The organism is Paenibacillus alkaliterrae (assembly GCF_021532375.1).
Classification (GTDB): Bacteria; Bacillota; Bacilli; order Paenibacillales; family Paenibacillaceae; genus Pristimantibacillus; species Pristimantibacillus alkaliterrae.
The window spans coordinates 327,768-352,800 of the sequence record NZ_JAKGAP010000002.1; the positions used below are offsets into that span (position 1 = coordinate 327,768).

General features: G+C 46.4%; 29 protein-coding genes and 2 pseudogenes. 29 read left to right on the top strand and 2 right to left on the bottom strand.

From position 1 onward, the window contains the following. Window positions 1-58: 58 nt before the first annotated feature. The 18 genes from uraD to L1N85_RS01755 all read left to right on the top strand — a co-directional run bounded on the left by uraD (window position 59) and on the right by L1N85_RS01755 (window position 16,747). On the top strand, window positions 59-580 hold the full coding sequence (uraD, locus tag L1N85_RS01675) for a 2-oxo-4-hydroxy-4-carboxy-5-ureidoimidazoline decarboxylase (RefSeq protein ID WP_235234232.1): 522 nt from the start codon (window positions 59-61) through the stop codon (window positions 578-580). Then, window positions 577-1,536, top strand: a complete 960-nt coding sequence (pucL, locus tag L1N85_RS01680; RefSeq protein ID WP_235234234.1) for a factor-independent urate hydroxylase — start codon at window positions 577-579, stop codon at window positions 1,534-1,536. The genes uraD and pucL overlap by 4 nt, the downstream gene beginning before the upstream one ends. Further along, on the top strand, window positions 1,536-1,913 hold the full coding sequence (uraH, locus tag L1N85_RS01685) for a hydroxyisourate hydrolase (RefSeq protein WP_235234241.1): 378 nt from the start codon (window positions 1,536-1,538) through the stop codon (window positions 1,911-1,913). Before pucL ends, uraH begins: the two co-directional genes overlap by 1 nt. Window positions 1,914-2,005: 92 nt before the next feature. Next, window positions 2,006-3,076, top strand: coding sequence for an adenosine deaminase (add, locus tag L1N85_RS01690; RefSeq protein ID WP_235234243.1), 1,071 nt, complete (start codon window positions 2,006-2,008; stop codon window positions 3,074-3,076). Between the two features lie 182 nt (window positions 3,077-3,258). Beyond that, window positions 3,259-3,789 (top strand): hypothetical protein, encoded by a 531-nt coding sequence (locus L1N85_RS01695; protein ID WP_235234245.1) that lies wholly within the window; start codon window positions 3,259-3,261, stop codon window positions 3,787-3,789. 115 nt (window positions 3,790-3,904) lie between these two features. Next, window positions 3,905-4,285 (top strand): GNAT family N-acetyltransferase, encoded by a 381-nt coding sequence (locus L1N85_RS01700; protein ID WP_235234247.1) that lies wholly within the window; start codon window positions 3,905-3,907, stop codon window positions 4,283-4,285. Between the two features lie 174 nt (window positions 4,286-4,459). Further along, the gene (locus L1N85_RS27790; protein ID WP_407946302.1) at window positions 4,460-4,759 is read left to right on the top strand and encodes an SDR family NAD(P)-dependent oxidoreductase; all 300 of its coding nucleotides are present in this window, start codon (window positions 4,460-4,462) and stop codon (window positions 4,757-4,759) included. A 194-nt stretch (window positions 4,760-4,953) separates the two neighbouring features. Next, on the top strand, window positions 4,954-5,964 hold the full coding sequence (locus L1N85_RS01705) for a LacI family DNA-binding transcriptional regulator (RefSeq protein ID WP_328285136.1): 1,011 nt from the start codon (window positions 4,954-4,956) through the stop codon (window positions 5,962-5,964). A 127-nt stretch (window positions 5,965-6,091) separates the two neighbouring features. Beyond that, the gene (locus L1N85_RS01710; RefSeq protein ID WP_235234255.1) at window positions 6,092-6,817 is read left to right on the top strand and encodes an RraA family protein; all 726 of its coding nucleotides are present in this window, start codon (window positions 6,092-6,094) and stop codon (window positions 6,815-6,817) included. A gap of 152 nt (window positions 6,818-6,969) precedes the next feature. Beyond that, entirely contained in the window at window positions 6,970-7,839 is an 870-nt protein-coding gene (locus L1N85_RS01715) for an NAD(P)-dependent oxidoreductase (protein WP_235234262.1), read from the top strand. Between the two features lie 35 nt (window positions 7,840-7,874). Beyond that, window positions 7,875-9,242: an ABC transporter substrate-binding protein gene (locus tag L1N85_RS01720; RefSeq protein WP_235234264.1), complete on the top strand. Its 1,368-nt coding sequence runs from the start codon at window positions 7,875-7,877 to the stop codon at window positions 9,240-9,242. A gap of 85 nt (window positions 9,243-9,327) precedes the next feature. Then, the gene (locus L1N85_RS01725; protein WP_235234265.1) at window positions 9,328-10,218 is read left to right on the top strand and encodes a carbohydrate ABC transporter permease; all 891 of its coding nucleotides are present in this window, start codon (window positions 9,328-9,330) and stop codon (window positions 10,216-10,218) included. A gap of 100 nt (window positions 10,219-10,318) precedes the next feature. After that, a complete protein-coding gene (locus tag L1N85_RS01730) occupies window positions 10,319-11,122 on the top strand; it encodes a carbohydrate ABC transporter permease (RefSeq protein WP_235234362.1) in 804 nt (267 codons plus the stop codon). 98 nt (window positions 11,123-11,220) lie between these two features. Beyond that, the gene (locus L1N85_RS01735) at window positions 11,221-11,916 is read left to right on the top strand and encodes an RraA family protein (protein ID WP_235234266.1); all 696 of its coding nucleotides are present in this window, start codon (window positions 11,221-11,223) and stop codon (window positions 11,914-11,916) included. Beyond that, window positions 11,900-12,982 (top strand): Ldh family oxidoreductase, encoded by a 1,083-nt coding sequence (locus L1N85_RS01740; RefSeq protein WP_235234364.1) that lies wholly within the window; start codon window positions 11,900-11,902, stop codon window positions 12,980-12,982. The genes L1N85_RS01735 and L1N85_RS01740 overlap by 17 nt, the downstream gene beginning before the upstream one ends. Further along, on the top strand, window positions 12,979-14,148 hold the full coding sequence (locus L1N85_RS01745; protein ID WP_235234267.1) for an iron-containing alcohol dehydrogenase: 1,170 nt from the start codon (window positions 12,979-12,981) through the stop codon (window positions 14,146-14,148). The genes L1N85_RS01740 and L1N85_RS01745 overlap by 4 nt, the downstream gene beginning before the upstream one ends. A 30-nt stretch (window positions 14,149-14,178) precedes the next feature. Next, on the top strand, window positions 14,179-15,657 hold the full coding sequence (locus L1N85_RS01750) for an aldehyde dehydrogenase family protein (protein WP_235234268.1): 1,479 nt from the start codon (window positions 14,179-14,181) through the stop codon (window positions 15,655-15,657). Between the two features lie 103 nt (window positions 15,658-15,760). Further along, window positions 15,761-16,747 (top strand): 2-hydroxyacid dehydrogenase, encoded by a 987-nt coding sequence (locus L1N85_RS01755; protein WP_235234269.1) that lies wholly within the window; start codon window positions 15,761-15,763, stop codon window positions 16,745-16,747. 50 nt (window positions 16,748-16,797) lie between these two features. Here L1N85_RS01755 and nagZ read toward each other — a convergent pair whose 3' ends face one another. Beyond that, complete coding sequence (gene nagZ, locus L1N85_RS01760; RefSeq protein WP_235234271.1) at window positions 16,798-18,006, bottom strand: beta-N-acetylhexosaminidase; 1,209 nt, start codon at window positions 18,004-18,006, stop codon at window positions 16,798-16,800. A gap of 272 nt (window positions 18,007-18,278) precedes the next feature. Between nagZ and L1N85_RS01765 the strand changes: the two genes are divergently transcribed. The 4 genes from L1N85_RS01765 (at window position 18,279) to hisA (ending at window position 20,583) form a co-directional block, all read left to right on the top strand. Beyond that, the gene (locus tag L1N85_RS01765) at window positions 18,279-18,662 is read left to right on the top strand and encodes an MmcQ/YjbR family DNA-binding protein (RefSeq protein ID WP_235234285.1); all 384 of its coding nucleotides are present in this window, start codon (window positions 18,279-18,281) and stop codon (window positions 18,660-18,662) included. 69 nt (window positions 18,663-18,731) lie between these two features. After that, on the top strand, window positions 18,732-19,148 hold the full coding sequence (locus tag L1N85_RS01770) for an NUDIX hydrolase (RefSeq protein ID WP_235234287.1): 417 nt from the start codon (window positions 18,732-18,734) through the stop codon (window positions 19,146-19,148). A gap of 13 nt (window positions 19,149-19,161) precedes the next feature. After that, window positions 19,162-19,569: an NUDIX hydrolase gene (locus tag L1N85_RS01775; RefSeq protein WP_235234289.1), complete on the top strand. Its 408-nt coding sequence runs from the start codon at window positions 19,162-19,164 to the stop codon at window positions 19,567-19,569. Between the two features lie 246 nt (window positions 19,570-19,815). Then, a complete protein-coding gene (gene hisA / locus L1N85_RS01780) occupies window positions 19,816-20,583 on the top strand; it encodes a phosphoribosylformimino-5-aminoimidazole carboxamide ribotide isomerase (RefSeq protein WP_235234294.1) in 768 nt (255 codons plus the stop codon). Window positions 20,584-20,616: 33 nt separating this feature from the next. Here hisA and L1N85_RS01785 read toward each other — a convergent pair whose 3' ends face one another. After that, entirely contained in the window at window positions 20,617-20,802 is a 186-nt protein-coding gene (locus tag L1N85_RS01785) for a hypothetical protein (RefSeq protein WP_235234296.1), read from the bottom strand. Between the two features lie 424 nt (window positions 20,803-21,226). On the opposite strand from L1N85_RS01785, the gene L1N85_RS01790 reads away from it, so the two are divergent. From L1N85_RS01790 to L1N85_RS01820, 7 genes and pseudogenes are all read left to right on the top strand, one after another. After that, on the top strand, window positions 21,227-21,661 hold the full coding sequence (locus L1N85_RS01790) for a GNAT family N-acetyltransferase (RefSeq protein ID WP_235234297.1): 435 nt from the start codon (window positions 21,227-21,229) through the stop codon (window positions 21,659-21,661). 69 nt (window positions 21,662-21,730) lie between these two features. Beyond that, window positions 21,731-22,048, top strand: coding sequence for an HAD family hydrolase (locus tag L1N85_RS01795; protein WP_235234299.1), 318 nt, complete (start codon window positions 21,731-21,733; stop codon window positions 22,046-22,048). A gap of 15 nt (window positions 22,049-22,063) precedes the next feature. Next, a pseudogene (locus L1N85_RS01800) lies at window positions 22,064-22,393 on the top strand (HAD family hydrolase); the annotation flags it as partial. Between the two features lie 21 nt (window positions 22,394-22,414). Continuing rightward, window positions 22,415-22,810 carry a GNAT family N-acetyltransferase gene (locus L1N85_RS01805; protein WP_235234300.1) on the top strand — a complete coding sequence of 132 codons (396 nt, stop codon included), beginning with the start codon at window positions 22,415-22,417 and terminating at the stop codon, window positions 22,808-22,810. Window positions 22,811-22,844: 34 nt separating this feature from the next. Next, window positions 22,845-23,552, top strand: coding sequence for an alpha/beta fold hydrolase (locus L1N85_RS01810; protein WP_235234302.1), 708 nt, complete (start codon window positions 22,845-22,847; stop codon window positions 23,550-23,552). A gap of 243 nt (window positions 23,553-23,795) precedes the next feature. Continuing rightward, on the top strand, window positions 23,796-24,716 hold the full coding sequence (locus L1N85_RS01815; protein ID WP_235234369.1) for an ABC transporter substrate-binding protein: 921 nt from the start codon (window positions 23,796-23,798) through the stop codon (window positions 24,714-24,716). 84 nt (window positions 24,717-24,800) lie between these two features. Beyond that, window positions 24,801-24,935 (top strand): annotated as a pseudogene (locus tag L1N85_RS01820) (glyoxalase superfamily protein); the annotation flags it as partial. Window positions 24,936-25,033 lie beyond the last annotated feature (98 nt).

The window sequence follows — 25,033 nt, forward strand, 5'->3', positions numbered from 1 at the left end:
ATCGGACCGTTTCCGGATGCAGATCTGGAGACGGCCGCGATTCATAGGAGTGCTGGAAATGACGATAACGATCGAGCAAATTAATGCAATGAACAGGGAGGAATTTACTCGGCTGCTGGGTGCCGTTTTTGAGCATTCGCCTTGGGTCGCAAGCGCTGCATGGGAATCTCGTCCGTTTGGTTCGGCGGATGATCTTCATGCAGCGATGATGAATGTTGTGCGGGAATCGAGGGTGGAGACTATCGTAGACCTGTTCCGCGCGCATCCGGATCTCGGGACAAGGCTTGCCGTAGCCGAATATTCTGCTCGGGAGCAGCGAGGCGCCGGACTGAATCAATTGACATCCGAGGAATACGAGCGTTTTTACCAAATGAACCGAACGTATGTGAAGACGTTTGGATTTCCGTTCATTTTGGCAGTCAGAGGGAAAAAGAAAGAGCAAATTCTTTCTGCCATGGAAGCTAGAATGAAGCATACGGCTAATGAGGAAGCGGCGCAAGCGCTGCTTGAGATCGAGAAGATTTCCGGATCCCGCTTAAGAGACCTTATTACGGAATCGAGAGGGGATGGGATGCATTGATGAAATTACGCAGCGGACGAACGCTTTATTATGGCAAAGGTGACGTGCTTAGCTACCGGACGTATGCGGCGCCGCTCTCGGTTAAGGCGATACCGGAATCTCTCTATACAGGCGATACAAACATTATTTTTGCCCATAATATAATGTTTTCGGTGAGCAGCGAGGTGCTGCTTACCTCGTTTACGCAGGGCGATAATACCCAAGTCGTTGCCACGGATTCGATGAAAAATTTCATTTTGCGCCAAACGGCCAATTACGACGGCAGTACGACGGAAGGTCTGCTCGCATATATCAGTGAACGTTTTCTTGAGTGGTATCCACATATCGAGGCGATTGAAATCAGTGCAGATCGAATGCCTTTTGGCTCCGTGTCCGTGACCGAAGGAAGCGGCTGGCGTGATAGCCAGCTCGTCTTTCGACGGTCCCATAATGAGCACGCATGTGCTCGTTTGAAGTGGATGCGAAGCGATGCGGGCATAGCGCTGTCGGAGCACGAATGTGCAATGAAGGAGATTCAGCTTATTAAGGTAAGCGGCAGCTCCTTCTACGGCTTCGTGCGCGATGAGTATACGACCTTGCCGGAAAGCTATGACCGGCCTTTGTTTATTTTTCTGGATGTGTGCTGGACCTATTCCGAGGCGGAGGATGCGTTCGATCATAAACGAGATCGTTACGTGCCGTCCGAGCAGGTTCGCGATATAGCGCATACCGTCTTTCATTCCAGCAACACCCCATCGATTCAAAATTTAATCTACCGGATAGGACATCGTGTTTTATCGAGTTTCCCGCAGCTATCGGAAATTCGTTTCGAATCCAACAACCGGACATGGGAAACGATCGTGGAGCCAGCGGGTCCGGTCTCGGCCGGGGTATATACCGAGCCGCGGCCTCCATACGGCTTCCAAGGTTTTACGATGACGAGGGAGGATTTGAACGAGGGAAGGATAGATGAGTGATGAGCGGGCGGATATCGACTCATGTTCTTGATTTAGCCGGCGGAAGACCGGTCGTTGGCATTGCCATCGAGCTATGGTATTTGGGCGATGGTTTAACCTCTCCTAATCATTCGCCAGTCTTGATAGGCACTTTTAAAACAAACGGCAACGGCCGCGTTGACCAGCCGCTTCTGGAAGGCGATGCTCTAAAGGAAGGCGTGTATGAGCTTATATTCGAGGCGGGGGACTTTTTCCGGCGAGAAGAACATTTGGCCGCTATTTCTAACAGTATGTTTGACCGGATTCCAATCCGTTTTCATATCAAGGACAGGAGCTCGCATTTTCATGTACCGCTGCTTATTGCACCGGGAGGATATAGTACGTATCGGGGAAGTTAAAAAGCGCATGAGGTATACATGCAGTCTGTAAGGTGTATGAATATACGGAAGGAAGCATGCTGTAAAAATGGATGCGGAAAGGACATTTGACGATGACCGTACCAAATGAACGAACGGCAAGGGAGAAGTCGTTATTGTTACTGCTGCCTAAGGTCGATTTGCATGTGCACTTGGATGGAAGCGTCAAGCCTGAAACGTTGAAGGCGCTTGCTTTGGAGCAGGCAAAACCTTTGCCGATTGCCTCAGACTCCGAGCTGCAGGATCGGATGAAGGTAAGTCGGCATAACGAGAATCTTAAGCAATATTTAGCTACATTCAGCTTTGTGCTGCCTTACTTGCAAAGCGGTGCAGCGCTTGAACGCATTGCCTACGAGGTTGTTGAACAGGCAGCCGGCCAACGCGTGAAATATATCGAGGTACGGTTCGCTCCGCAGCTGCACCGGCAAATGGGCTTATCTATTCATGATGTGATTCATCATGTGGTTAAAGGTCTGAGACTCGGCGAGCAGGCGTTCGGAACGATGGCTAGAGCGATCATCATTTGCCTGCGCAGTCATTCTTATGAGTGGAATAAGGCGGTAATCGAGGAAGCGGGACGCTTTTATAATCATGGTGTCGTTGCAGTCGATTTGGCAGGTGACGAGGCTTCGTTCCCGGCGGCGCTCTTTCGCTCCCTGTTCGATGAAGCCCGGCACTTAGGTTTGCCGATTACGATACATGCGGGGGAAGCGGCCGGCGCCGACAATGTTCGGGTGGCCGTCACCGAGCTTGGCGCATCCCGAATCGGGCATGGCGTGCGAATGCTCGAGGATCATTCGGTGATGCAGCTTGTGAAGGAACGGCAAATTCCGCTGGAGATGTGTCCATTGAGTAATATACAGACAAAGGCTGTGCCGGGATGGGAGGTTTATCCTATTCGCCGTTATTTGGACGATGGCATTGCAGTGACGGTGAATACGGATAATCTGACCGTGTCGGATACGACGATATTAAAGGAATACGAGCTGCTGATGGAGCATTGCAGCTTAACTCTGACCGACATCGGGAAAATTATTATGAATGGGGTACGGGCGGCTTTTCTGGTAAAGGAAGAGAAAGAACGATTGATTGCGCAATTTGAGAAGGAGTTTAGTGACTTGGGATTGGATGTAGAGGCGCGGTGATTCCGAAATCGCAATGGTCTATAGGATTTGTTTAGAAGGCTCGTGTCTGCGTGAAGACAATTGAGCCTCTTTGAGTTAGAGGATGAGTTGGTTGGCTATTGTTTCCAAATGTTATTATGGTTGGTATACTAAAACATATATTTATCCAGCAGTAGAAACGATAGCGTAAAGGCGGAAAAATGATGAACGATCATGAACAAAAGGCAAAAGAGTTGTTTGCGACCTATTACGGCAGCTTCATTCAAATGCATCGTGAAGGCAAGCTGGAAAAATATAAGAGTTATGACATTTCGAAAGAAGTCGAGTCAGAATGGCACAAGGAGATGATGGAGAAGTTTAGCCGCGGGCTGTCCATTACAAACTGGGATGCATTGCTTCAATTACAGTCACTAGCGAGAAATTATCAGGATAGTCAGATACTTGAGAATATTATTGCATTCACCTCCCGGCAGATCATGTCTGCTGATAGCATCGTTAAGCTCACGTATGCCGAAACTACAATTGATTTGATTAAATCAATTCCAAACCAATACTCACCTGAATTAATCATAAAAGCTTTTAAAGTAATCATTCGTATTCTTGATGACATTATTGCTAAGCCATTAGTTATTGATCCTGGACATGAGCTGAATCTATTCAATCTCAAAGATAAGAAATCATTAAATAATAGAGCCAAGAAAAATATAGATGCGATCGTCGATTATCTAAATTAATGAAAGAGTAGTCATTATAATACGGGGAGAAAAATGAATGGAACATGTATTACTGGTTTAGGTTGCACCTGATCATGAGCATTTACAAAAGCTAATTGCGAAGCTGGATCATTACTTGAGTAAGCTTTACCCGGCTGATGAGATTTTTGGGGTGGATTTTGAGGATTTGAAAATAAACGAAATTGTATTTATCGTCGCGTATTTAAATGATACTCCAGTTGGTTGCGGCGCGATCAGACCTATCGATCAAGAATCCACCGAGTTAAAGCGATTTTTCGTTGAAGAGGCATATCGTAATAAAGGAATTGCTAAAATGATTTTAATAGAGCTTGAGGCAAGAGCAAGGGAAGCGAAGTATAAAAGCATAAAGTTGGAAACGGGAGAAGAGCAGGTAGAAGCTGTTAGCTTTTATAAGAAGAATGGCTACTATCCTACCGAAAAGTTCGGAGAGTATGTAGACAGTGAAACAAGCCGGTGTTATGAAAAAAGATTTTAAATGGATTTTTATCGTCTAAAGAATGAAAATTATGCAAAAGTGCAGCATTTGTAAGCATTCCTTTACATACAAGCAGATCATAAGGTCTTGCTTTGGATTTAATTTTTAAGTTATATAATTAGATTTAAGACAGTGGATAAGGAGGGATAATGCTATGAGCAGAAGTTTTTTCTTATTACAGGTACCACTAGAGGAATTGGAGAAAGTCTTGCTAAAATGCTTTTGGCAGAGGGTCATCATGTTTGCGGATTGTTCAGATCATCCTCTGATTTAGAAGCTCTTTATTCGAATTATCATCATGCCACTTTTGATTTAAGCCAAATATTTGAAATAGAGTTGATAGTAAAATCTATTATCGGAACCATTCCTTATGATCAATTCGAAATGATTTGTCTCGTCAATAATGCGGCCATGCTCGAACTATTGAAACCCATTGATCGTTGTACGATGGTAGAAATATTCAAGGAAAATTAAAATAAATTCTTATGATTGAATTGACAACCATTTCGGGATGGTGTAAATTAGAAATCAGTTAGTGTATCGGTTTCCAAGAAAACAAAAAAAACCTTCATTTTATGATTTATAAGCGATTTGCAAGCGCTTATTTTTTTGGAATTCTGGTGTATCGATTTCCAAAACGATAGCAGGGAGTGATGATAGCTTTGAAAGTGACCATAGGCGATGTAGCTAAAAAGGCTAATGTCTCAAAAACGACTGTCTCCCGCATCTTAAACGAGAACTATGCTCACACCACTGCGGAAACGAGAGAAAAGGTTCTCATGGCGATAAAGGAGCTGGAGTATCGTCCAAACGCATTGGCTAAAGGCTTAAAGTCGATGAGGACGAATGTGATCGGAATTATGCTGTCCAATTTAAAGAACCCGTTTTGGTCAACCGTATTGGAGGGCGTCGAGGATACTTGCCGTGAACTGGGCTATAATTTGATGATTTGCAACTCGAATGAAAATCCCGAGATGGAAGAAGAATTCATCAAAGAGTTTCAAATGCGGCAAGTCGATGGCGTGATTATTAATCCGACATGCAAAAATCCGGACTTATACGATAAACTAATCGACCAGAACTATCCGATGGTCATCGTTAACAGGAGAATCCAAAATGAAAACGCATACGGAGTAGTCGTCGACAATGTGAAAGGCGCTTATATCGCGGTTAATCATTTGCTCAAATACGGGAGGAAAAGGGTAGCTGTATCCTTGTTTAAAAACCCTTTTGTGAGCACCTGGAAGGAACGCCTCGAAGGCTACAAGAAAGCGTTTTTGGCCAATGGTTTTACCGAAGCGGACTATATCATTATGGAATTGGAGGAAGGCAAAGACCAGAAAGAGTACATCAAGCGCTTTTTGCGAAAACATCCGGATATTGACGCCATATTCTCTACGAATACTATGGTTACGCTTGAAGTCATCGGTGCAATAAAGGATATGAATTTAAAAATTCCAGAGCAAATCGCGATTGTCAGTTACGATGAAACCATTTGGTCCAAGTATCTTGACCCCCCATTAACGACGATCAGGCAACCAGGCTATCAGATGGGTCAGAGGGCTGCTCAAAGTTTGATCGATTTGTTTCAATCAAAGAGTAAACCACTACCTGCAACGGTCGTCCTCGAGCCTGAATTAATCGTCCGCATTTCCTGCGGTGCTATACCTAAGACATAAAGAAGGAAGGGTGTTACCCTTTTCTACCTATTATTTAGGGAGGTGATGCGGCGAGAAAAAGAACTGAACTTACTTTTGGTTTATCATGGGGCTTACTAAAAAATGAAATGAAAAGAGGAGAAGAAAAATGGCAGAAAACAAAGCGGTAAAAGAAGAAGCGGTAAAAGACGAAAGACAGGAGCTGCTAGAACTTTACAAGGATTTGCGGGTTACCGACGTTCGCGACGGTATGGACTGGGCCGGCATGCACGGTTATGGAACGGTACACCACAATATCCGTCCATTGTTCCGTACCAGAGCGGTAGGTATCGCAAGAACGGCTCGGTATTTGCCCTTTGAAGGACCTGCGCCTAAACTGACCGGAGATGAGTATACCGAATGGGCGAAATGGTATTATAAAGAGGTTTGTAACGATCCGTGGGGTCATGATATTGTTGAAGGCGACTTCATTGTCATGGACGTTGCCGGCGTGGATGTTGGTATCCTTGGCTCGAATAACACGTTGGACTTTAAACTCAAGGGTGCGCAAGGATACTTAACGAATGGCGGCGGGATAAGAGATACCGATGAAGTGATTATGCAAGGCATACCGGTTTGGTCGCAATTTATATCTCAAGGTATGGACCAGGCCCGTATCCGCTTCCATGAGAAGGATGTACCTGTAGCAATCGGCGGTGTAGCGATTTACCCCGGCGATATTGTAGTGGCAGACGGAGACGGAGTCGTCGTCGTTCCAAGAAAATTGGCCTATGAAGTCGCTAAATATGCGCATCAAGAGCTGAAAGGCGACAAAGCGGGAAGACGGAGATTGTACGAAAAGTTAGGCTGGGAGCTTGATGAGTCGGTTTTATAATCCGTAATAAAAAAACAGGTTTCCCATGCTGAACCGGCCGTTCGAGCTTGGGTAACCTGCGTCAGAAAAACAAACTTAAATTAAATATAGCATGATTAAATAAATAGATCAAATTGAGGGCTAATGATGAGATTAGCCCTCTCCAGACGGGGATGGTAACGGTGGCATCAAAACGTATAGGGTTCATCGGATTAGGGGCTATGGGGCTTCCGATGGCTCAAAATCTGATTAAAAATGGTTTTGAACTGCATATAACGGCAAACCGGAACAGAATTCCGGTGGATTTGTTAGCTGGGGCGGGGGCTACCGAACATTCCTCGGTCGGCGAGGTCGTTTCTCATTGTGATGTACTAATTACGATTTTGCCCACAGATAGGGAGATGGAAAGCGTACTCCTCTCTGATGAAGTACTGAGCAGTGTAAAGCCTGGAATGATTTTAATCGAGATGACATCCGGTTCTCCTGCGATGATGAAAAAAGTCGGAGCGGTTTATTCTGCGAAAGGGGCCCAGGTGCTTGACGGGCCTGTCAGCGGCGGAACAATCGGTGCTGAACAAGGAACACTGACTGTGATGGCTGGCGGAGAGACCCGGGTGCTGGAGCAAGTCCTTCCGATTCTGGAGGCCATGGCGAAAAACATTTATCCAGTCGGTGCGATTGGAGCCGGAAAGGCGATTAAAGCAATTAATCAGATGCTGGCAGGCATCCATATGGTTGCTTCTGCTGAAGCCGCTGCCTTAGCCGAGAAGCTCGGCGTCGACAGCAGCGTGTTGAAACAAGTGATCGGCAGCAGCTCCGGTGCGTCATGGATGTTCATGAATAAGCTGGACAGCTTGACCAATCGCAACTTCAATCCTGGCTTTAAGCTTTCTTTAATGAAGAAGGATGTTCAAATTGCAGTAAACGAAGCAGCGGATTTAGAGTTGCCGCTGGCACAGGCTGCTTTGGAAATGTATAAAAGCGCGGAACGGGACAGCGGAGATCTGGATTTCTCGGCAATCGGCAAATCAATTCTATCCTAGGTTAATCGTAAACGTAACTAAAGGGAGGTTTACCCATGCATAAAGTTATGAAAGCTTTCTTATTAACATTTATTTCTACAGTGCTTATTTTCGGTTTAGCCGCATGCGGCAGTTCCAATAACAATTCGCAGTCTGAAAACGCTGTAAATGAGCCTAGCAATAATCAAGCTGCGAATGAACCAGCTGCACAGGATGAAAAGAAAGAACCTGTTGAAATTCGTTTTACTTGGTGGGGCGATACGAAGCGCAATGAAGTTTACAACGCCATTGCAGACCGTTTTGAAGAAGAATATCCGCATATTACGGTAAAGCGCGAATTTGGCGGATGGGGAGATTACTGGGATCGTCTGACTACGCAAATCGCGGGCGGCAATGCGCCTGACGTCGTCAGCATGCATCAATTCTATGTATCCGACTATGCGCGAAGAGATGCTCTCGTCGATCTGGAAACGGTTGTTTCCTCGGGTGAACTGAATTTGGTGGACTATCCGGAAGCGGCCATCAATAGCGGAAGAATTAACGATACTCTTTATATGGTTCCTAAAGGCGTAACGATGCCGGGCTGGGCTTATAATACGGCGCTGTTCGATGAACTAGGCGTCGCTTACCCGGACATGAACTGGACATGGGATGATTTTGTCGCCAAGGTAACGGAAATTAAAGAGAAATCCGGTTCAAAAAACATCTGGGGAGCACCTGATGGAGGAGGCGGACAGCCGCAGCCAAACTTCCGGTATTTCCTGCGTCAGAGCGGCCAAGATTTGTATACGGAGGACGGCAAGCTGGGATTTACGAAGGAAACGTTGGTCGAATGGTGGACGATGTGGGACGGACTGCGCCAGAAGGGCGCCATTCCGGATGCAACGACGGGTACGGAGTACGAAAATGCGCCGCTGGAGCAAAACATGTTTGTAAAGGGTCTAACGGCAATTACGCAAATCCCTGCAAACCAAATTTACCTGTATCAGCAGCAATTTAAATCCGGTGAAATCCGGATGGTACGTATGCCCCGCAAAGAGGGCGGAGAGAACGGCGAATATATTGAAGGAGCGTACCTGAGTATCACCAAAAAATCGGAACATCCGAAAGAAGCGGCCATGTTCATCAACTTCTTTATTAACTCCGAAAAATCGTTGGAATTGTTTAAGGTAGAGCAAGGCTCTCCTGCTTCCACGAAGATGAGTGAATTCGTGAAGCCTCTTCTTGATCCAGCGCAGCAGCGTGCGGTTGCCTTCATCCAAGAGACTCTGCCTTACTCGAGCCCTGCGGTGTATGCGCCGCTTGGTGCAGCAGAGATTGAGCAGGCTTTCAAGGATAACTCTACCTCCATCGCATTTGGCAAATTGACGATTGAGCAGGCGGCTGACGGTTTCATGAAGACGGCTGAAAGTGTTTTGAAATAAAGAGTCTTTTACCGTAAAAACTCACCAGCTGAATGGAAGAAGGGGCTGCCTTTCTTCCATTCTTTTGAGAGAAGGGGTTAGTCGCATGGAAAAACTTAAAAGCTTTTGGAAGCGAAATTGGGTCGGATATTTCTTCTTAACCCCGTGGCTCTTTGGACTATTCGCTTTAAGCGCTATCCCGATGGGAGCCTCGCTCTATTTATCGTTCACGAATTACGATATGTTTACATCACCGGTTTGGGCCGGCTTTGAAAACTACTCCAGCATGATGCAGGACAGTAAATGGCAAAGCGCCATAAAGGTAACGATTTCTTACGTATTTCTAGGCGTTCCGCTTCAGCTCATATTTGCGCTTTCCGTTGCGCTTCTGTTAAATCGAGGCATCCGAGGCATCAAGTTTTACCGCGCTATCTATTACGTGCCTTCTCTGTTTGGCGGAAGCGTGGCGATCGCGCTGCTTTGGAGACAGCTGTTCGGACGTGAGGGTGTCGTCAACGTCATTCTATCCCATTTCGGCATTGAAGGCATGAACTGGATTGCGACGCCCGATACAGCGCTGTATACGCTTATTATTTTGAAGGTATGGCAGTTCGGTGCTCCTATGGTCATCTTCTTGGCGGGCTTGAAGCAGGTTCCAGTCGAGCTATATGAGGCATCTAAAATTGACGGGGCAGGCAAATGGAAGCAATTTTTGAAGATTACGCTGCCGTTGATTACGCCTGTCGTCTTCTTTAATCTCGTTATGCAGATCATCGCAGCGTTTCAGGCTTTTACGCCGGCCTATATTGTAAGCGGAGGCAGCGGCGGGCCGCTTGACTCCACGTTATTTTACACGCTGTATCTTTATCAGAAGGGCTTTGGCCATTTCCAAATGGGCTACGCTTCGGCAATGGCATGGTTTTTGCTCATTATGATTTCGATCTTAACGGCACTCGTTTTCGTTACATCCAAGAAATGGGTTTACTATCAGGAATAGAGGTGATGATGTGAAAAAAGCGAATCCGCAAGTGGTTACAGGTCTGATTTATCACGATAAATCGGCTTCGTCGCCCAAGCTCAATGCCCTATTTATCCATATGGTCATTATCCTCGCAGGTTTTGCCATGATTTACCCGTTGTTATGGCTGATAAGCGCATCATTCAAACCGAATACGGAAATTTTCCAGAGCATTTCTTTTTTCCCGACGACGTTTACCTTTGAAAATTATAGTCAGGGCTGGGCAGGATTGTCCGGCATCGGCTTTGACAAATTTTTCGCCAACACTTTTTTCTTAGTGGCCATGTGCATTATCGGAAATATCATTGCATGTTCGATGGCGGCCTATGCGTTCGCACGGCTGGAATTCGCGCTAAGAAAGCTATGGTTCGCCATTATGCTTGTGACGATGATGCTGCCGTTTCATGTTACCGTTATTCCTCAATATATCATTTTTAATAAGCTGGATTTGATCAATACGTATTGGCCGCTAATTCTGCCCAAATTTCTTGCCGTGGAAGGGTTCTTTGTTTTCCTCATCGTTCAGTTTGTCCGTTCCATTCCTCGCGATTTGGACGAAGCGGTTAAGATTGACGGCTGCGGACCGATCAAGATGTATCTGTATTTGATTATGCCGCTCGCGCTGCCGGCCATTATTACGACTACGATTTTCACGTTTATCTGGATCTGGAACGATTTCTTTGGACAGCTACTTTATATTAGCGAAATTCAACTATACACCGTAGCCTTAGGATTGCGGATGTTTCTGGATGCGATGGGACAAAACTCATGGGGAGCGCTGTTCGCGATGTCGACGCTATCCTTGATCCCGCTCTTTACGGTATTTATTTTCTTCCAACGCTATTTAATTGAAGGGATTACCACTGGCGGTCTTAAAGGCTAGGCAATAATCTCGAATTTAAGCGTATACTTCCGATGCGAGTTTTGTTGCGATCTTTATTCAGGAAGCCAAGCTTCACAAAACTTTAAGGAGGAGTTAATTTGGCTAATATTGGATTCCGCATTATGCCCTTGAACAAACGACCTGCTAAGGCAATCATCGCACAATACATCGATGTGGTAACCCCGCATATTAGCGATAATTTAAATCGGCTGCATGCCGTCTGTTCCGGCTTAAGGCCCTATCACAAGGGGGGGAAATTAGTTGGGACGGCCATAACCGTCAAGACGAGACCCGGTGATAACCTTATGGTGCACAAGGCTATTGATTTGGCTGAGCCGGGAGATATCATCGTCGTGGACGCGGGCGGCGATTTGACGAACGCGATCGTCGGGGAAATTATGATGCGGCTCGCCCAAAAGAAGGGATTGGCCGGCTTTGTGATCGATGGCAGCATTCGCGATACGGAAGCGTTCAAAAACAACGACTTTCCCGTCTACGCTAGAGGGATTACGCATCGAGGGCCATATAAGGATGGTCCGGGGGAAATCAATGTACAGGTTTCTGTCGGTGGAATGGTTGTCCACCCCGGCGATATTCTTGTCGGAGACGAGGACGGTCTGGCTGTTATTCCATCGGCATTGGCGGAAGAAGTGCTTGAGCTCGTGAAAGAGCAGCAGAAGAAGGAAGAAATGATTTTGAAATCGATTCAGGAAGAGACGATAGACAGGCGCTGGATTGATGATTTGTTGAAACAGAAGGGGTGTGAATTTGTTGACAATGCCAACAAGATATAATTGGTTAAAGCTGCAGCAATTTTGTCAACAAGTTTTCCAGAAGGCGGGCGTTCCAGCCGGCTCCGCTGCCATCGTGGCTGAATCGTTAATACAAGCGGATCTGCGCGGCGTTGATTCTCATGGTGTTGTCCGGACCCCCATCTATTTGAAGCGAGTCGAAAAAAACATGATCGATCCTTTTGCTGAGGTTGAAATCGTTTCTGAAAGCAATGCTACGATCCTTATTGACGGACATAACAATTTCGGGGCTGTTATCGGCATGAACGCGCTCACGCTTGCGCTTGGCAAAGCGGAGCAGAACGGCGCAGCAATCGTTGGCGTCAAAGGGTCGAATCATTTTGGTACAGGCGCTTATTACGCGATGAAGGCCATTGAGCGCGATATGATTCTGCTCGTCATGTCCAATGCATCGCAAACGATGCCGCCAACCGGCGGGGTACGGCCTTTTATTGGAACAAACCCTTTAGCCGTCGGCGTGCCGAGCAATGAGGAACTTCCCTATATTCTAGACATGGCAACAAGCGTCGTGGCGCGCGGCAAAATTATCGTGTCCGCGCAAAAAGGAGAGGATATCCCCTTTGGCTGGGCCATCGATAAGGAAGGTAACCCGACCACGGATGCGCAAGCGGCTTTGGAAGGATCCGTACTGCCGCTTGGCGGGGCAAAAGGGTACGGCATATCGATGTTTATCGACATTTTAAGCGGCGTTCTAACGGGGGCAGGTTTCGGGAAATACGTCAATAACATGTATGAAAATTGGAACGAGCCGCAAAATGTCGGACACTTGTTCATAGCCGTGGACATTAAACGGTTTTTACCCGTAGAGCACTTTAAGGCCCGCATGGATCAGTATATCCGGGAAATTAAGCGGGAACCGAAAGCGCCCGGCGTAGAAGAAATATTGATCCCCGGCGAGATTGAGCACAGACGCACGGTTGAGCGCAAAAAAAATGGCATTGAGCTTCCTGTGCAGGTAGTAAAAGAGCTGGATGCCATCGGACGCTCGTACGGCGTTTCGTTAGCGGAAGCCGCATGCCAAAACTATTCAAATGAGGAGTCTGCATGATGCTATTAAATCATTCCTTTCGCTATGAAATTCCTACTGTAATCGAGTTTGGCATTGGGGCCATCCGAGAGCTGGCCGGGCATGTGAAAGCGCTTGGAGGCACAAAGGTATTGATTGTAGGGGATCCGGGAGTCGTTCTGGCCGGCGTTGTCGACCGACTGACAGCGCCACTCAAGTCGGCGGATATTCCTTTTGCCGTATTCTCAGAAATCGAAGCTGATCCGGATATCGGATCCGTTGAAAAGGGACTTGCGCTGGCCAAGCAGGAAGGTTGTGATCTCGTTGTCGGTGTCGGGGGAGGAAGCTCGCTGGATACCGCGAAAGCGATCGGTATTATGCTGACAAATGAAGGCCATATCCGGGACTATGTCGGGATAAATAAGGTTGTGCATCAAGCGGCTCCGGTTATAGCCGTACCAACAACAGCCGGGACGGGGAGCGAAGTAACGATATGGTCGGTCCTATCCGATAAGAAAGCAAAAGTAAAGCTAAGCGTAGGAAGCCCTTATAATTGTCCGACTTTGGCTCTTTGCGATCCCGAGCTTACCGTTAGTCTGCCTCCGCATATTACGGCGGCTACCGGTATGGATGCATTGACCCATGCATTGGAGTCTTACGTTAACAAAGCAACCCAGCCGATTTCTGAGGGCATGGCCGTGCAGGCGATGAAGATGATCGCCAGAAGCCTTCGGCTAGCGGTGGTGCAAGGCGAGAATATCCAGGCACGTTCCGATATGCTGCTTGCCAGCTTAATAGCCGCAATGGCATTCAATTCCACCCGGCTCGGACTTGCGCATGCGCTTGCGCTGCCGCTCGGCGCACATTTCAAAATTCCTCACGGTACGGTAAATGCCATATTGCTGCCGGAGGTTATGCAGTTCAATGTGATTGGAAACCCGAACAAGTTTAAGGAAATCGCAGCTATTTTCGGCGAGAAGGTGGAGCACTTATCCGTTCGGGAAGCGGCGGAGCGCTCCGTCTCGGCCATCCGGCAGCTTAAACAGGATGTAGGCATTACGCAATCCTTATCCGATTACGGGCTGCGGGAGGAACATTTGGACTTTATTGCGGAGGAAGCCATGCTCTCCGGTAATGTTCCGGTCAATCCGCGCAAACCGACGCTGGAGGATTTAAAAAATATTTGCAGAGCGGTTATGGAAAATTAGAAATGCAGGGAACGACGGGAGGAAATAAGCATGTCTATGTTGTCTTGGCTGGAGAGCCATTCTGGAAGAACATATTGCAATTTTATAAATGGCGAATGGCTGACTAGCGTAAGTGGAAACACGCTGCCTCTGCATCATGCGGCCCGATCGGACGAGGTGCTGGGTTACTTTCCAGATTCAACGGAAGCAGACGTTCATAGGGCTGTCGAGGCCGCCCATGAAGCATTCCTTGCTTTATCTCAGACATCGGCACCTCAGAGAAGCGCGATTCTGCTGAGGTTCGCCGACCTGCTGGAAAGAGATATCGACGAGCTCGCTTACCGATTGTCCGCCGAACAAGGGAAGACGCTGGCGGAGTCGAGGGGAGAGGTTGGTCGTGCGGTGAAAGAAGCCCGATTTGTGGCCGGCGAAGCGCTGCGCATCGAAGGAGACACGTTCCCCGGCGAGCGGACGGGCGTCATCAATTCAACGATTCAATCTCCAATCGGCGTCGTGGCGGCGATCGCTCCCTGGAATTTCCCGGTAGTCACGCCGGTTCGCAAGATTGCCCCGGCTTTTGCCTACGGCTGCACGGTTGTGTTCAAGCCGGCTTCCGCCACCCCATGGGCGACGATAAAATTGATGGAGTTGTTTGACGAGGCCGGCGTGCCTAAAGGGGCGATCAACCTAGTTATTGGCAGCGGCTCCCGTGTCGGTCATTCGCTTGTGGGTCACCCGCTTGTGAAAGGGATCAGCTTCACGGGATCGACAAAGCAGGGGATTCGGATTCAAGAAATAGCCGCCAAAGGATTGGTTAGGACCCAGCTCGAGCTGGGCGGGAAAAATCCGGCGGTCGTTCTGAATTACGACGATTTGGCAAGTGCGGCAAAGCAGATTGTCAGCGCGGCCTTCACCTGCAGCGGCCAGCGCTGCACAGCCATCAGCCGGGTGATTGTATTGCGCGAACAGGCGGAGGAGCTGAAAGCCGAGCTTCTGAAAGAAATGAAGCATATCCGGATAGGACCTGCCTGGGAACCGGACGTTACGATGGGACCTTTGATTAATAAAAGTCAATTCGACTCCGTCGCACAATACATTCAAATCGGGAAAGAAGAGGGTGCACGGCTGCTTGCTGGAGGGGAAAGTCTGTCGGATGGCGAATATATAAGGGGGCATTATCTGACACCTGCGCTGTTCGACCAAGTGACTGCGGATATGCGGATCGCCAAAGAAGAGATTTTCGGCCCGGTTCTAAGCGTGATCGAGGTTGATAACGAGCAGGAAGCGCTTCGGGTCGCCAATTCCACCGACTACGGCTTGGCCGCTTCGATTTTCACGAATAACCTTGCCTCTGCGTATCGTTTTGCGGAAGGAATTGAAAGCGGGATGGTTCATATTAACCATGGGACTGCAAGTGCGGCACACATGCCCTTCGGCGGCGTTAAGCAATCCGGCTTCGGGCCGTATTCCATCGGGAGCTCGAATAAAGCATTTTTTACAGAAACAAAGGTTGTGTATGTCCAATATTAGCATGTGGGGAAAGAGAACGAAGGCAGCTTCGCTTCTCTTTCTTGAATATAAGGACCGCAATGAAATGTGAGAAGGGCTAGTTCCGATGAAAGGATGTGGAGGCATGAGGCCTAAAATATATATCACAAGAAAAATTCCTGAAACAGCGCTGCTTAAACTTGCAGAAAACTGCGATGTGGAAATGTGGCAGCAGGAAAGCATTCCGGTTCCGCGGGATGTGCTGGAGGAAAAGGTGCGGGATGCCGATGGACTATATTGTCTGCTGACCGAGGCGATTGATTCGCGGCTGCTCGCTTGCGCTCCCCGCTTAAGGGTCATCAGCAATATGGCGGTGGGCTACAACAACATCGATGTCGGGGAAGCCAGCCGCAGACAAATCATGGTGACGAATACGCCGGGAGTCCTGACGGAGACGACAGCCGATTTGACGTTTGCTTTATTGATGGCTGCCTCGCGCAGAATCGTTGAAGCGTCCGATTATTTAAGGTCGGGACAGTGGACGACATGGTCTCCTATGCAGCTCACCGGTCAGGATGTTTACGGGGCAAGCTTAGGTATTATCGGAATGGGCAGAATCGGGGAAGCCTTGGCCAGGCGGGCAAAAGGATTCAATATGCGGGTTTTGTACCACAACCGAAGCCGCAAAGAAGAGCTGGAAGGAAGCCTTGGGCTTGTTTATACGGAGCTGGACAGCCTTCTGGAGCATTCCGACTTTGTCAGCATCATGACGCCGCTCACGCCGGAAACGCGTCATCTGATCGGGGAACGTGAGCTAAAGCGAATGAAACCGACGGCGATTCTAATTAACACGGCCCGAGGCGGCATCGTGGATGAGCAGGCGCTCTATGACGCTTTATTGGACGGAACGATATGGGGAGCAGGTTTGGACGTCTTTGAAGAGGAACCTGTCAGTCTGGACCATCCTCTCTTATCGCTGCCGAATGTAGTAACTCTACCGCATATCGGAAGCGCTTCGATCCGGACGAGGACAAGGATGGCGGAGCTTGCTGCACGCAGCTTGCTGCAGGGTTTGACAGGCGATATTCCTGAACATATTGTAAACAAGGAAGCTTTTGTGAGAAGAGAATGATTGTGAGCATCAGCATTTGCAGCACCTACAAAGGGCTAACCCGCTGGGGGTCAGCCCTTTGTTTTTGCTATTTTTAATGCGCTTTCGATTTGGCGTTTAATCGATTGAATGTCAACATGATCGACGGCAGAATCCCTTATATTGTATTTTGCTTTCAATCGTAAAATGCGATAGACGTTTCTATCCAGCATCTCCTCTGTGATCGCACCGTCTTCCGCGCTTTTGTTCAGAGCTTTAAGAACCGCTAGCTGAAGGCTATGATCATGCCCAATGAGCAAAATATCGCTTCCTGCTTGAACGGACTTTACGGCGGCTTCTCCAACGTCATAATGCTTCGTTATACCGCCCATCGTCATGTCATCGGTTATGACAAGCCCATCGTATTGAAGGGTGTTTCTTAATAAATCAGTAATCACTTTATGCGAAATGGAGGCGGGATCCTTTTCGTCTACTTTAGGCAGGAGAAGATGAGCGATCATAATCGCATCCGTATTTTGCTTAATCGCTTCCTTGAATGGAATCAATTCAAAGTTTTGCAGCTCGGTCAAGCTTTTGTTGATGACCGGCAGCTCCAGATGCGAATCGACGGAAGTATCGCCATGTCCAGGGAAATGCTTCACGACTGCGGCAATCTTCTTCGATTGTATGGCCATCATCGTTTCCATACCGTGAAGGATGACCGATTGAGGATCGGCACCGTAGGAACGGCTTCCTATGACCGGATTATTCGGATTGCTATTAATATCAAGTACGGGGGCGAAATTCATATTAAAGCCCAGGGAACGAACCATTCCCCCCAAGGCTTGTCCAATTTGCCGAGAATACTGCGTATTGTCAACATTTCCAATCTGCTCGGCGGAAGGCAGCTCCGTAAATTGTGCAGGCATCCGGTTTACTATTCCGCCCTCTTGATCGATACTTAGCCAAAGCGGGGCTTTATTTGATCGATTAGCCTTTTTAAGTTGGTTAAGCAGCGAAACGGTTTGAGAAGCATCCGAAATATTATCTTTATACAAAATGAATCCGCCAACGTGATAATCTTCGATCAAAGCTTCCGTTTCGGCCGTCATAGCATGTCCCTCAAGACCGACGATCACCATTTGCCCTACTTTCTCAGCCATGGACATACTAGCAATTAGATCCTTTATGGAATCGCTAGGCTCAGGTGTGCCACCACCTGTATATACGTTTTTACTGCAGCTTGTTAATAAAGAACAAAGCAAGAACAGAACTAGAGACAAAGTCATCATTTTTCGCATGACATATTCCTCCTAAAAGGTTTACGCAGCAAGGCTACTTCGAAGCATATAATTAGTCAATATCCCCTTGAAGCAAGTTATCCATACCAGCTTATCATTTTATAAGCAGCCTTCTATTCCATGGTAATGAAGTAACGAAACCATAACAAATAATGTTTCAAAATTCTTGACCGAGCTCAAATCAATATTATGATTTCAAATACTACCCGACCAGCAGTCATTCGTGGTAAAATATCCCTTAATTATACGGATAAGATTGGTGGTTCGATAACATGGATGCGGTCGAAAAGGATTACAGCCCTATTTTAAAACAAATTAGAATGCTTTGTTTATCATTCCCGGCCACAAGCGAAAGATTAAGTCACGGCGCTCCCACTTTTTTTGTTAATGAAAAAAAATCTTTCGTTCAATATCATCATAATCATCATGGTGACGGCATAATCGGATTATGGTGCGCAGCGCCTGCGGGCGTTCAAACCCTATTAATCGAATCCGATTCGGACATCTATTTTCGACCTGCCTATGTAGGCCATCTTGGTTGGGTGGGCTTACGTCTTGATCGAAATGCGGAATGGACCGAAATACAAGGCGTCATTCAAGAAGCTTATTTAACCAGGGCGCCGAAGAAGTACTGTGCGATGGTGAAGAACAGTTAAAAGAAGGAGATGAGTTCATGAACTTGGATTTATAAATTGAATAGTCATAGGGGATAGGAGCGTAATGTAATGCTTAGATATAATATTTGTTTTATTAAACGCGGCGAAGAGATTTTATTGCTGAATCGGGAAAGAGCTAAAGGCATTGTAACTTGGACAAGCGACGGTTCGCAATTTGGCGGCATGTATGCTTATTTGGCCGAGGTGCCTGAAGAGCTCGCGTATCCGACGCCGATAAAAACCGATGAAGGCATTCTGGATTGGAAAACCTTAGCTTGGATCATGCATGAGCATAATGAAGGCATTGCCTCAAATCTACCGAAAGCACTGGCAATCATTCTTCGCGAAACGAATTGCTACGACCATCATTGTGTTTTTATTAACGGACGGCTAGCCAAGCAGCATGCCATACGCATTCATTCGGAATTAGAGCTTGATGCTGCAGTTAGAGATCAGTATTTACATAGCTATAGCGTAGTTCAATAAAGGGGGCGACTTAGTGATTACACCCAAGCATATCGTGTCTGCGGCAGCTATTGTTTTAAATGAAAACAATGAGATTTTGCTTATTAAAGGACCGCGTAGAGGATGGGAAATGCCCGGCGGGCAAGTGGAGGAAGGCGAGTCAATTCGCAGCGCTGCGATCCGAGAGACAAAGGAAGAATCTGGGGTTGATATTGAAATCATTACATTTTGCGGAATTTATCAGAATGTGAGCGGTTGTATTTGTAATACGCTCTTTTTGGCGAGGCCGGTCGGCGGAGAGCCTGCGGTTACGGAAGAAGCGTTGGAAGTTGGCTATTTTAAGATTGAAGAAGCACTTCATATGGTCACCTGGAAAAACTTCAGAGAACGCATAGAAAAATGTCTGGATACTAGCACGCATCCGTTTTATATAGAGTTTTAAGGAGGTCCAAATGAACTGTCTTGGTTGTAGAATTGCCAATCAAATGGGGAATGTAACTAAGCGCGATTATGAATGCGTCTGTCAAGATGACTCGATTGCTAAAGAGAATATATAAGCCGGACAGAATTACGATTTGACACATTATCACATGCATTTTCGCGATAAAGGTTGATTTCTATCCGCGTTTTAAGTTATTTTTCTTATAGGAATGTTCGTTCATAGAAAATACAGAATAGAGGAATCGTGTTGAAGTTTAGACCTTGTATAGATTTGCATGACGGTAAAGTGAAACAAATCGTTGGCGAAACATTGAATACCGAAATAATTGAAAATTTTGTATCCCAATATGATTCCGCTTATTACGCGGAATTGTTCAAGAAGGACGCTTTGATGGGCGGACATGTAATTATGCTGGGCGGAGGCAATGAAGCCGCTGCCGCGAAGGCATTAAAGCATTATCCGGGTGGACTGCAGATCGGCGGGGGTATAACCGCGGACAATGCTTCATATTACTTAGAGCAAGGCGCATCTCATATTATCGTTACTTCTTATATTTTCAAAGACGGCCAGCTGAATGAAAACCATTTGTCGAAGATCGTGTCCGAGGTGGACAAGGATCGCCTTGTTATCGACCTTAGCTGCAAAGAGAAGGATGGCAAATGGTTCGTCGTTACGAATCAATGGAAACAATTCAGCGATTTTGAAGTGAACAAAGAGAATATTCAATTTCTGGAGCAATATTGTGATGAGTTTCTAGTTCACGCCGTGGACGTGGAAGGCAAGCAACGCGGAATCCAACAGACCTTGGTGAGCGCACTTGCTGATTGGGTGAGCATTCCTGCGACCTATGCTGGCGGAGCAAGATCAATAGCTGATATGGATCAATTTGATGAGCTGTCTAACGGGAAATTGGATATTACCATTGGCAGCGCGCTGGACATATTCGGCGGTCATTTATCGTATGAACAGGTTGTAGCCTACAGCAGACAAAAGCAAGCGATGGATCGAAATTGATGAGCTATAGCTTTCAAGCTGAAATTATTGAGGCTAGATAGCCAATATAGGATTACTGAGCCCCGAACCGTTATCATTCCTGAGGACACGGCCATTCTTTTGCCGTTTCAGGCGAAGGTAAATAAATTTGAAGTGTGTCTGAGATAAATAGCTGGAGTTTTTCCAGTTCGTGCTGCCGGTTTGCGTCTCGAGATCCCGTCTGAATATAGTACCTGCCATCAGCTGATGCCTCCTTCGGATTCTATCCAGTTGAAGACTTATGATAGAACCGATAACACGGTTAATCGAAGATCAGAAGCAGTAAAGTGGCTATGAACACTCCCGCCACTTACCTACACTGACGCTACGGAAGAAGTGGGGGTTTCTGGTGTGTCAACTTGACTTATTTCAGGATGCTTAACACCAGTGGAGTTGACACGTTGACGGATTGGTTACCGTCCAACCCCTCTATCCCATTGGCTATGCCTTTGAGAGTACGTATGATCCTATTGTAAGATTCTTAAGAATCTCGGCTCTTTCGGAGGCTTGAACATTTTAGCAAAGACCTTTTTTGCGAATTCAGGAAGATCCGATTCACCTCACCACTTTGTAGAAGTGGGAGTCCTCTCGGCTAAATTTGATAGAGGAGGCCTATAGAAGTAGTATGATCCATATTCGCGCTTATCAAGTGAAAGATCTCGTTCCGATGACAGAACTGATGTTTGACCTTGGTTATCCTACCTCCGTAGACAGCATGAAAAATAGAATGAGCATCATAGAAAATTTAACGGAGTATGCAACTTATGTGGCAGAGATTGCAGAGAAAGTGGTAGGAATGATCGGTATTCGTCAAATCTATTCGTATGAGGAGGACGGCTTCGTCACACAAATATCATTACTCGTTACGAAAAAGGAATATGAAGGAAGAGGCATCGGAACTGCTCTTGTGCGCTTTGCTGAGGAGTGGGCAAAGGAACGTCATTCTCCGATGTTGTATTTAACAAGCGGAATTAAGCCTGAACGAGTAAGAGCCCATGAATTTTATAAAACACTTGGATTTGAAACATCGGGGTATCGTTTTACGAAGAAATTGAAGTAACTTGTGAAATATCGACTACCCCAACATCCCTTTAGGTTGTATAATCATGGAAATAAGGAGGGGATAACGATGAACGATATTAAAGCGATTATCTTTGATTTAGATAACACGATATTGGATAGAACGAGTACGTTTCGAGCATTTGCCCAAGCATTAATCGTTCAGTATTTCAGCCATTGGGATGCGAAAGAAGGGATTCTTGAACGCATTGTAGATTTAGATGAGGATGGGTATAAGGATAAGAAAGTACTATTTCACGAATTGCTGGAGGAAATGCCTTGGCTTGCGAAGCCGGAACATGATGAACTGATGGCTTTTTATAGGAAGGAATATGTGAACAATGCGATTCTGATGGACCAAGCGTTAGAGGTTATTCGCCATACCTGAACCAAATACAAAACAGCGCTCATCACGAATGGCCGAAATGAAATTCAATATGGAAAAATTGACCGTTTAGGCATTAGAGAGCTATTTGATTATATCCTTGTATCTGAGGAAGCAGGCAGCAAAAAGCCGGACCCGCGAATTTTCGAAGCAACGCTTAACGCTATGCAGCTGCAGCCTGATCAATGTATTTATGTAGGTGACCACCCGGTTAATGATATGGAAGGAGCTGAGAAAGTCGGTCTTAGTACCGTATGGATCAAAGTGAATCAGCCATGGCGGGACGGATTATCAGCAAAGCCGCTGCATACGATAGAGCGCTTAAGGGAATTGCTAGCCATATTATAAAAGAGGGGAGAGCGGAGTCACATGATTCAATATAAAAATGATCTGGCCATAAACGCAACGGATTTATCGCAGGTTTTTGAGCATTCGGGTATAAAACGTCCCTTTCAGGATTTGAACCGTTTGCAGAAAATGATCGAAAATGCAGACATCATCATAACAGCGTGGGATCAAGATCGAATGGTCGGGGTTGCACGCGCTATTACAGATTTCTCTTATTGCTGTTATTTATCGGATCTTGCAGTAGACCTCGAGTATCAGAAGCTAGGTATTGGCAAGCATTTGGTCGAGCATGTAAAAGAGGCGATCGGATCAGAAACTTCGTTAGTTCTATTGTCTGCACCTTCGGCCGTTGATTATTATCCCCGCATCGGATTCAACCACAATGACAAATGTTTTATGATTCCTAGAGAGCGTTAATGGTAACTTTCTTTCAGAAAAAGGAGGTCTTCCGATGTTTTTCTCAGGCATAGTTGCTAACCAGGGCGTAAACATTCATTATTTGGACTCCATTCATCATTCTGATCCTCAGCTTGCACCCTTAATCATTTGTCCAGGACTGTCGGAAACAGCGGAAGAATACGAGGATCTACTTCGTTACTTACTCCCTAGAAGAGCCATTGCCATATCCTTTCGCGGGCGCGGTAAAAGCGATACTCCTGTAACGAATTATAACTTAACCGACCATGTAGAAGATCTTGCAACTGTGATTCAAGAAACAGGACTTAAGAGCTTTCATTTGATGGGTAATTCTCGCGGCGTTTCTTATGCACTAGGCTATGCACAAACAAACGAAAGTCGGCTTTTGTCACTTATCGTATTGGACTATCCCGCAGAGCATAAGCAAATGTCAGTCGAATGGGCTGAGGATTACATTAATCATTACGTAATTCCAACGGGCAGAATTAAACACATACGACAGCAGGCAGTAAAGGGCATTCAACGCGACTCCACGACCATTCTACTAAACGCTAAGCTGGACCTGCCTGTATTGGTAATTAGAGGGTTGTTGGCTGGTTCATTGATTAGTGATGCGGAATTAAATCATTATAAGCATATCTACAATAATTTAACGATCCGGGAGTTTGCTGAATCTGCTCATGACATCCAAGCATCGGAAAAGCAAGAACTGTATCGTGTTATAAAAGAGTTTTTAAATTAAGAGAGAATGGGTGCTCCAAAAAAACCAGACTTGGAAACAATCGCGGGGCACTATTCCGCCTCTTAATACATAGGATTGGTAGTCTCAAAACATAGTTGACAATGAAAATGATAATTGTTATCATTAGGTTACTTTTGAAGCGGAAGGCCTTTCGCTTTCAATAAAATTATACCGTCCTACAAGGGGGAACTAGCAGTGTCTTCACGTATCAACAGGAAATTTTTATTCGTATTAATTAGTTTGATGGTCTTGTCACTTTGGTTAGCGGCATGCGGAAGCCATAAAACAAATGATTCAACAAATAGCGGCGCAGCAACAGAAGCTCCTGCTGAAACGAAGCTGACTGACGCACTCGGCAATGAAGTAACGGTGCCAGCAAACCCTCAGCGCATTATCGCTTCCTATTTAGAAGATCACCTGGTAACGCTTGGAGTAAAACCAGTTGCACAATGGTCCGTTCCAAACGGAATTCAAGACTATTTGAAAGATTCCTTAGACGGTATTCCTACCATTCCCTATGATCTTCCTTTTGAAGCGGTAACAAGCTTTAATCCTGATCTTATCATCGTAGGCTCTAACAGCGCGGTCGAAGGCGACAAATATTCGCAATACGCCAAGATTGCACCTACATTCACCTTAGGTGATGAAATTAATGCAGACTGGCGTCAAGCATTGCTCAAAATCGGCGAAGTGCTCGGAAAGAGCGACGAGGCTCAAAAAGCATTGGATGCATACGATTCGAAAGCAAAAGTAGCGAAAGAAAAACTGCAAGGAGCAGCTGCAGGAGAATCTGCGGCAGCAATCTGGCTCGTGCAAAAGAGTTTTTATATCGTAAGCGATAAATTGTCGAGCGGAGCGGTACTCTATAATGACTTAGGTCTTGCTGTACCTGATGTTGTCAAAGAAGCTTCCGCAGCAGGAACGGGTAACTGGAACGCTATTTCCCTCGAGAAATTGGCCGAGCTGGATGCCGATCATTTATTTCTGGTGAACAGCGACAAAGACTCTGGTTCAGAATCGCTTAAGGATCCGATCTGGCAAGCGATTCCGGCCGTTAAGAAAGGTAACGTGTACGAGTACCCAAGTACGGCTAGCTGGTTGTACTCCGGTACGATCGCGAGCACACAAATCATTGAGGACGTTTTGGAGAGCATCGTGAAATAAGGAGCATAATGAAAGCAAGGACCGTGCAGTCTGGCGTTAATCGCCCGATCGAACGGTCCTTTTTTCGCATCTAAAGTCTTTCGCATGTTTGACGAGGTGAAGGCCAGAGAGTTTTACTGCGAATTTTTGGGATTCACATGCGATTGGGAGCATCGATACGAACCGGGTATGCCGTTATATATGCAAATATCGAACGGTGATTGCATTCTTCATTTATCAACACTAGTACCTAATCAATCCTTAAACTGTGGGTAAAGGCGTTTTAGTTTGATTCTTGCTTCATTGGTGGTAAACTGCCAGTCAACACCTTTCTGGGA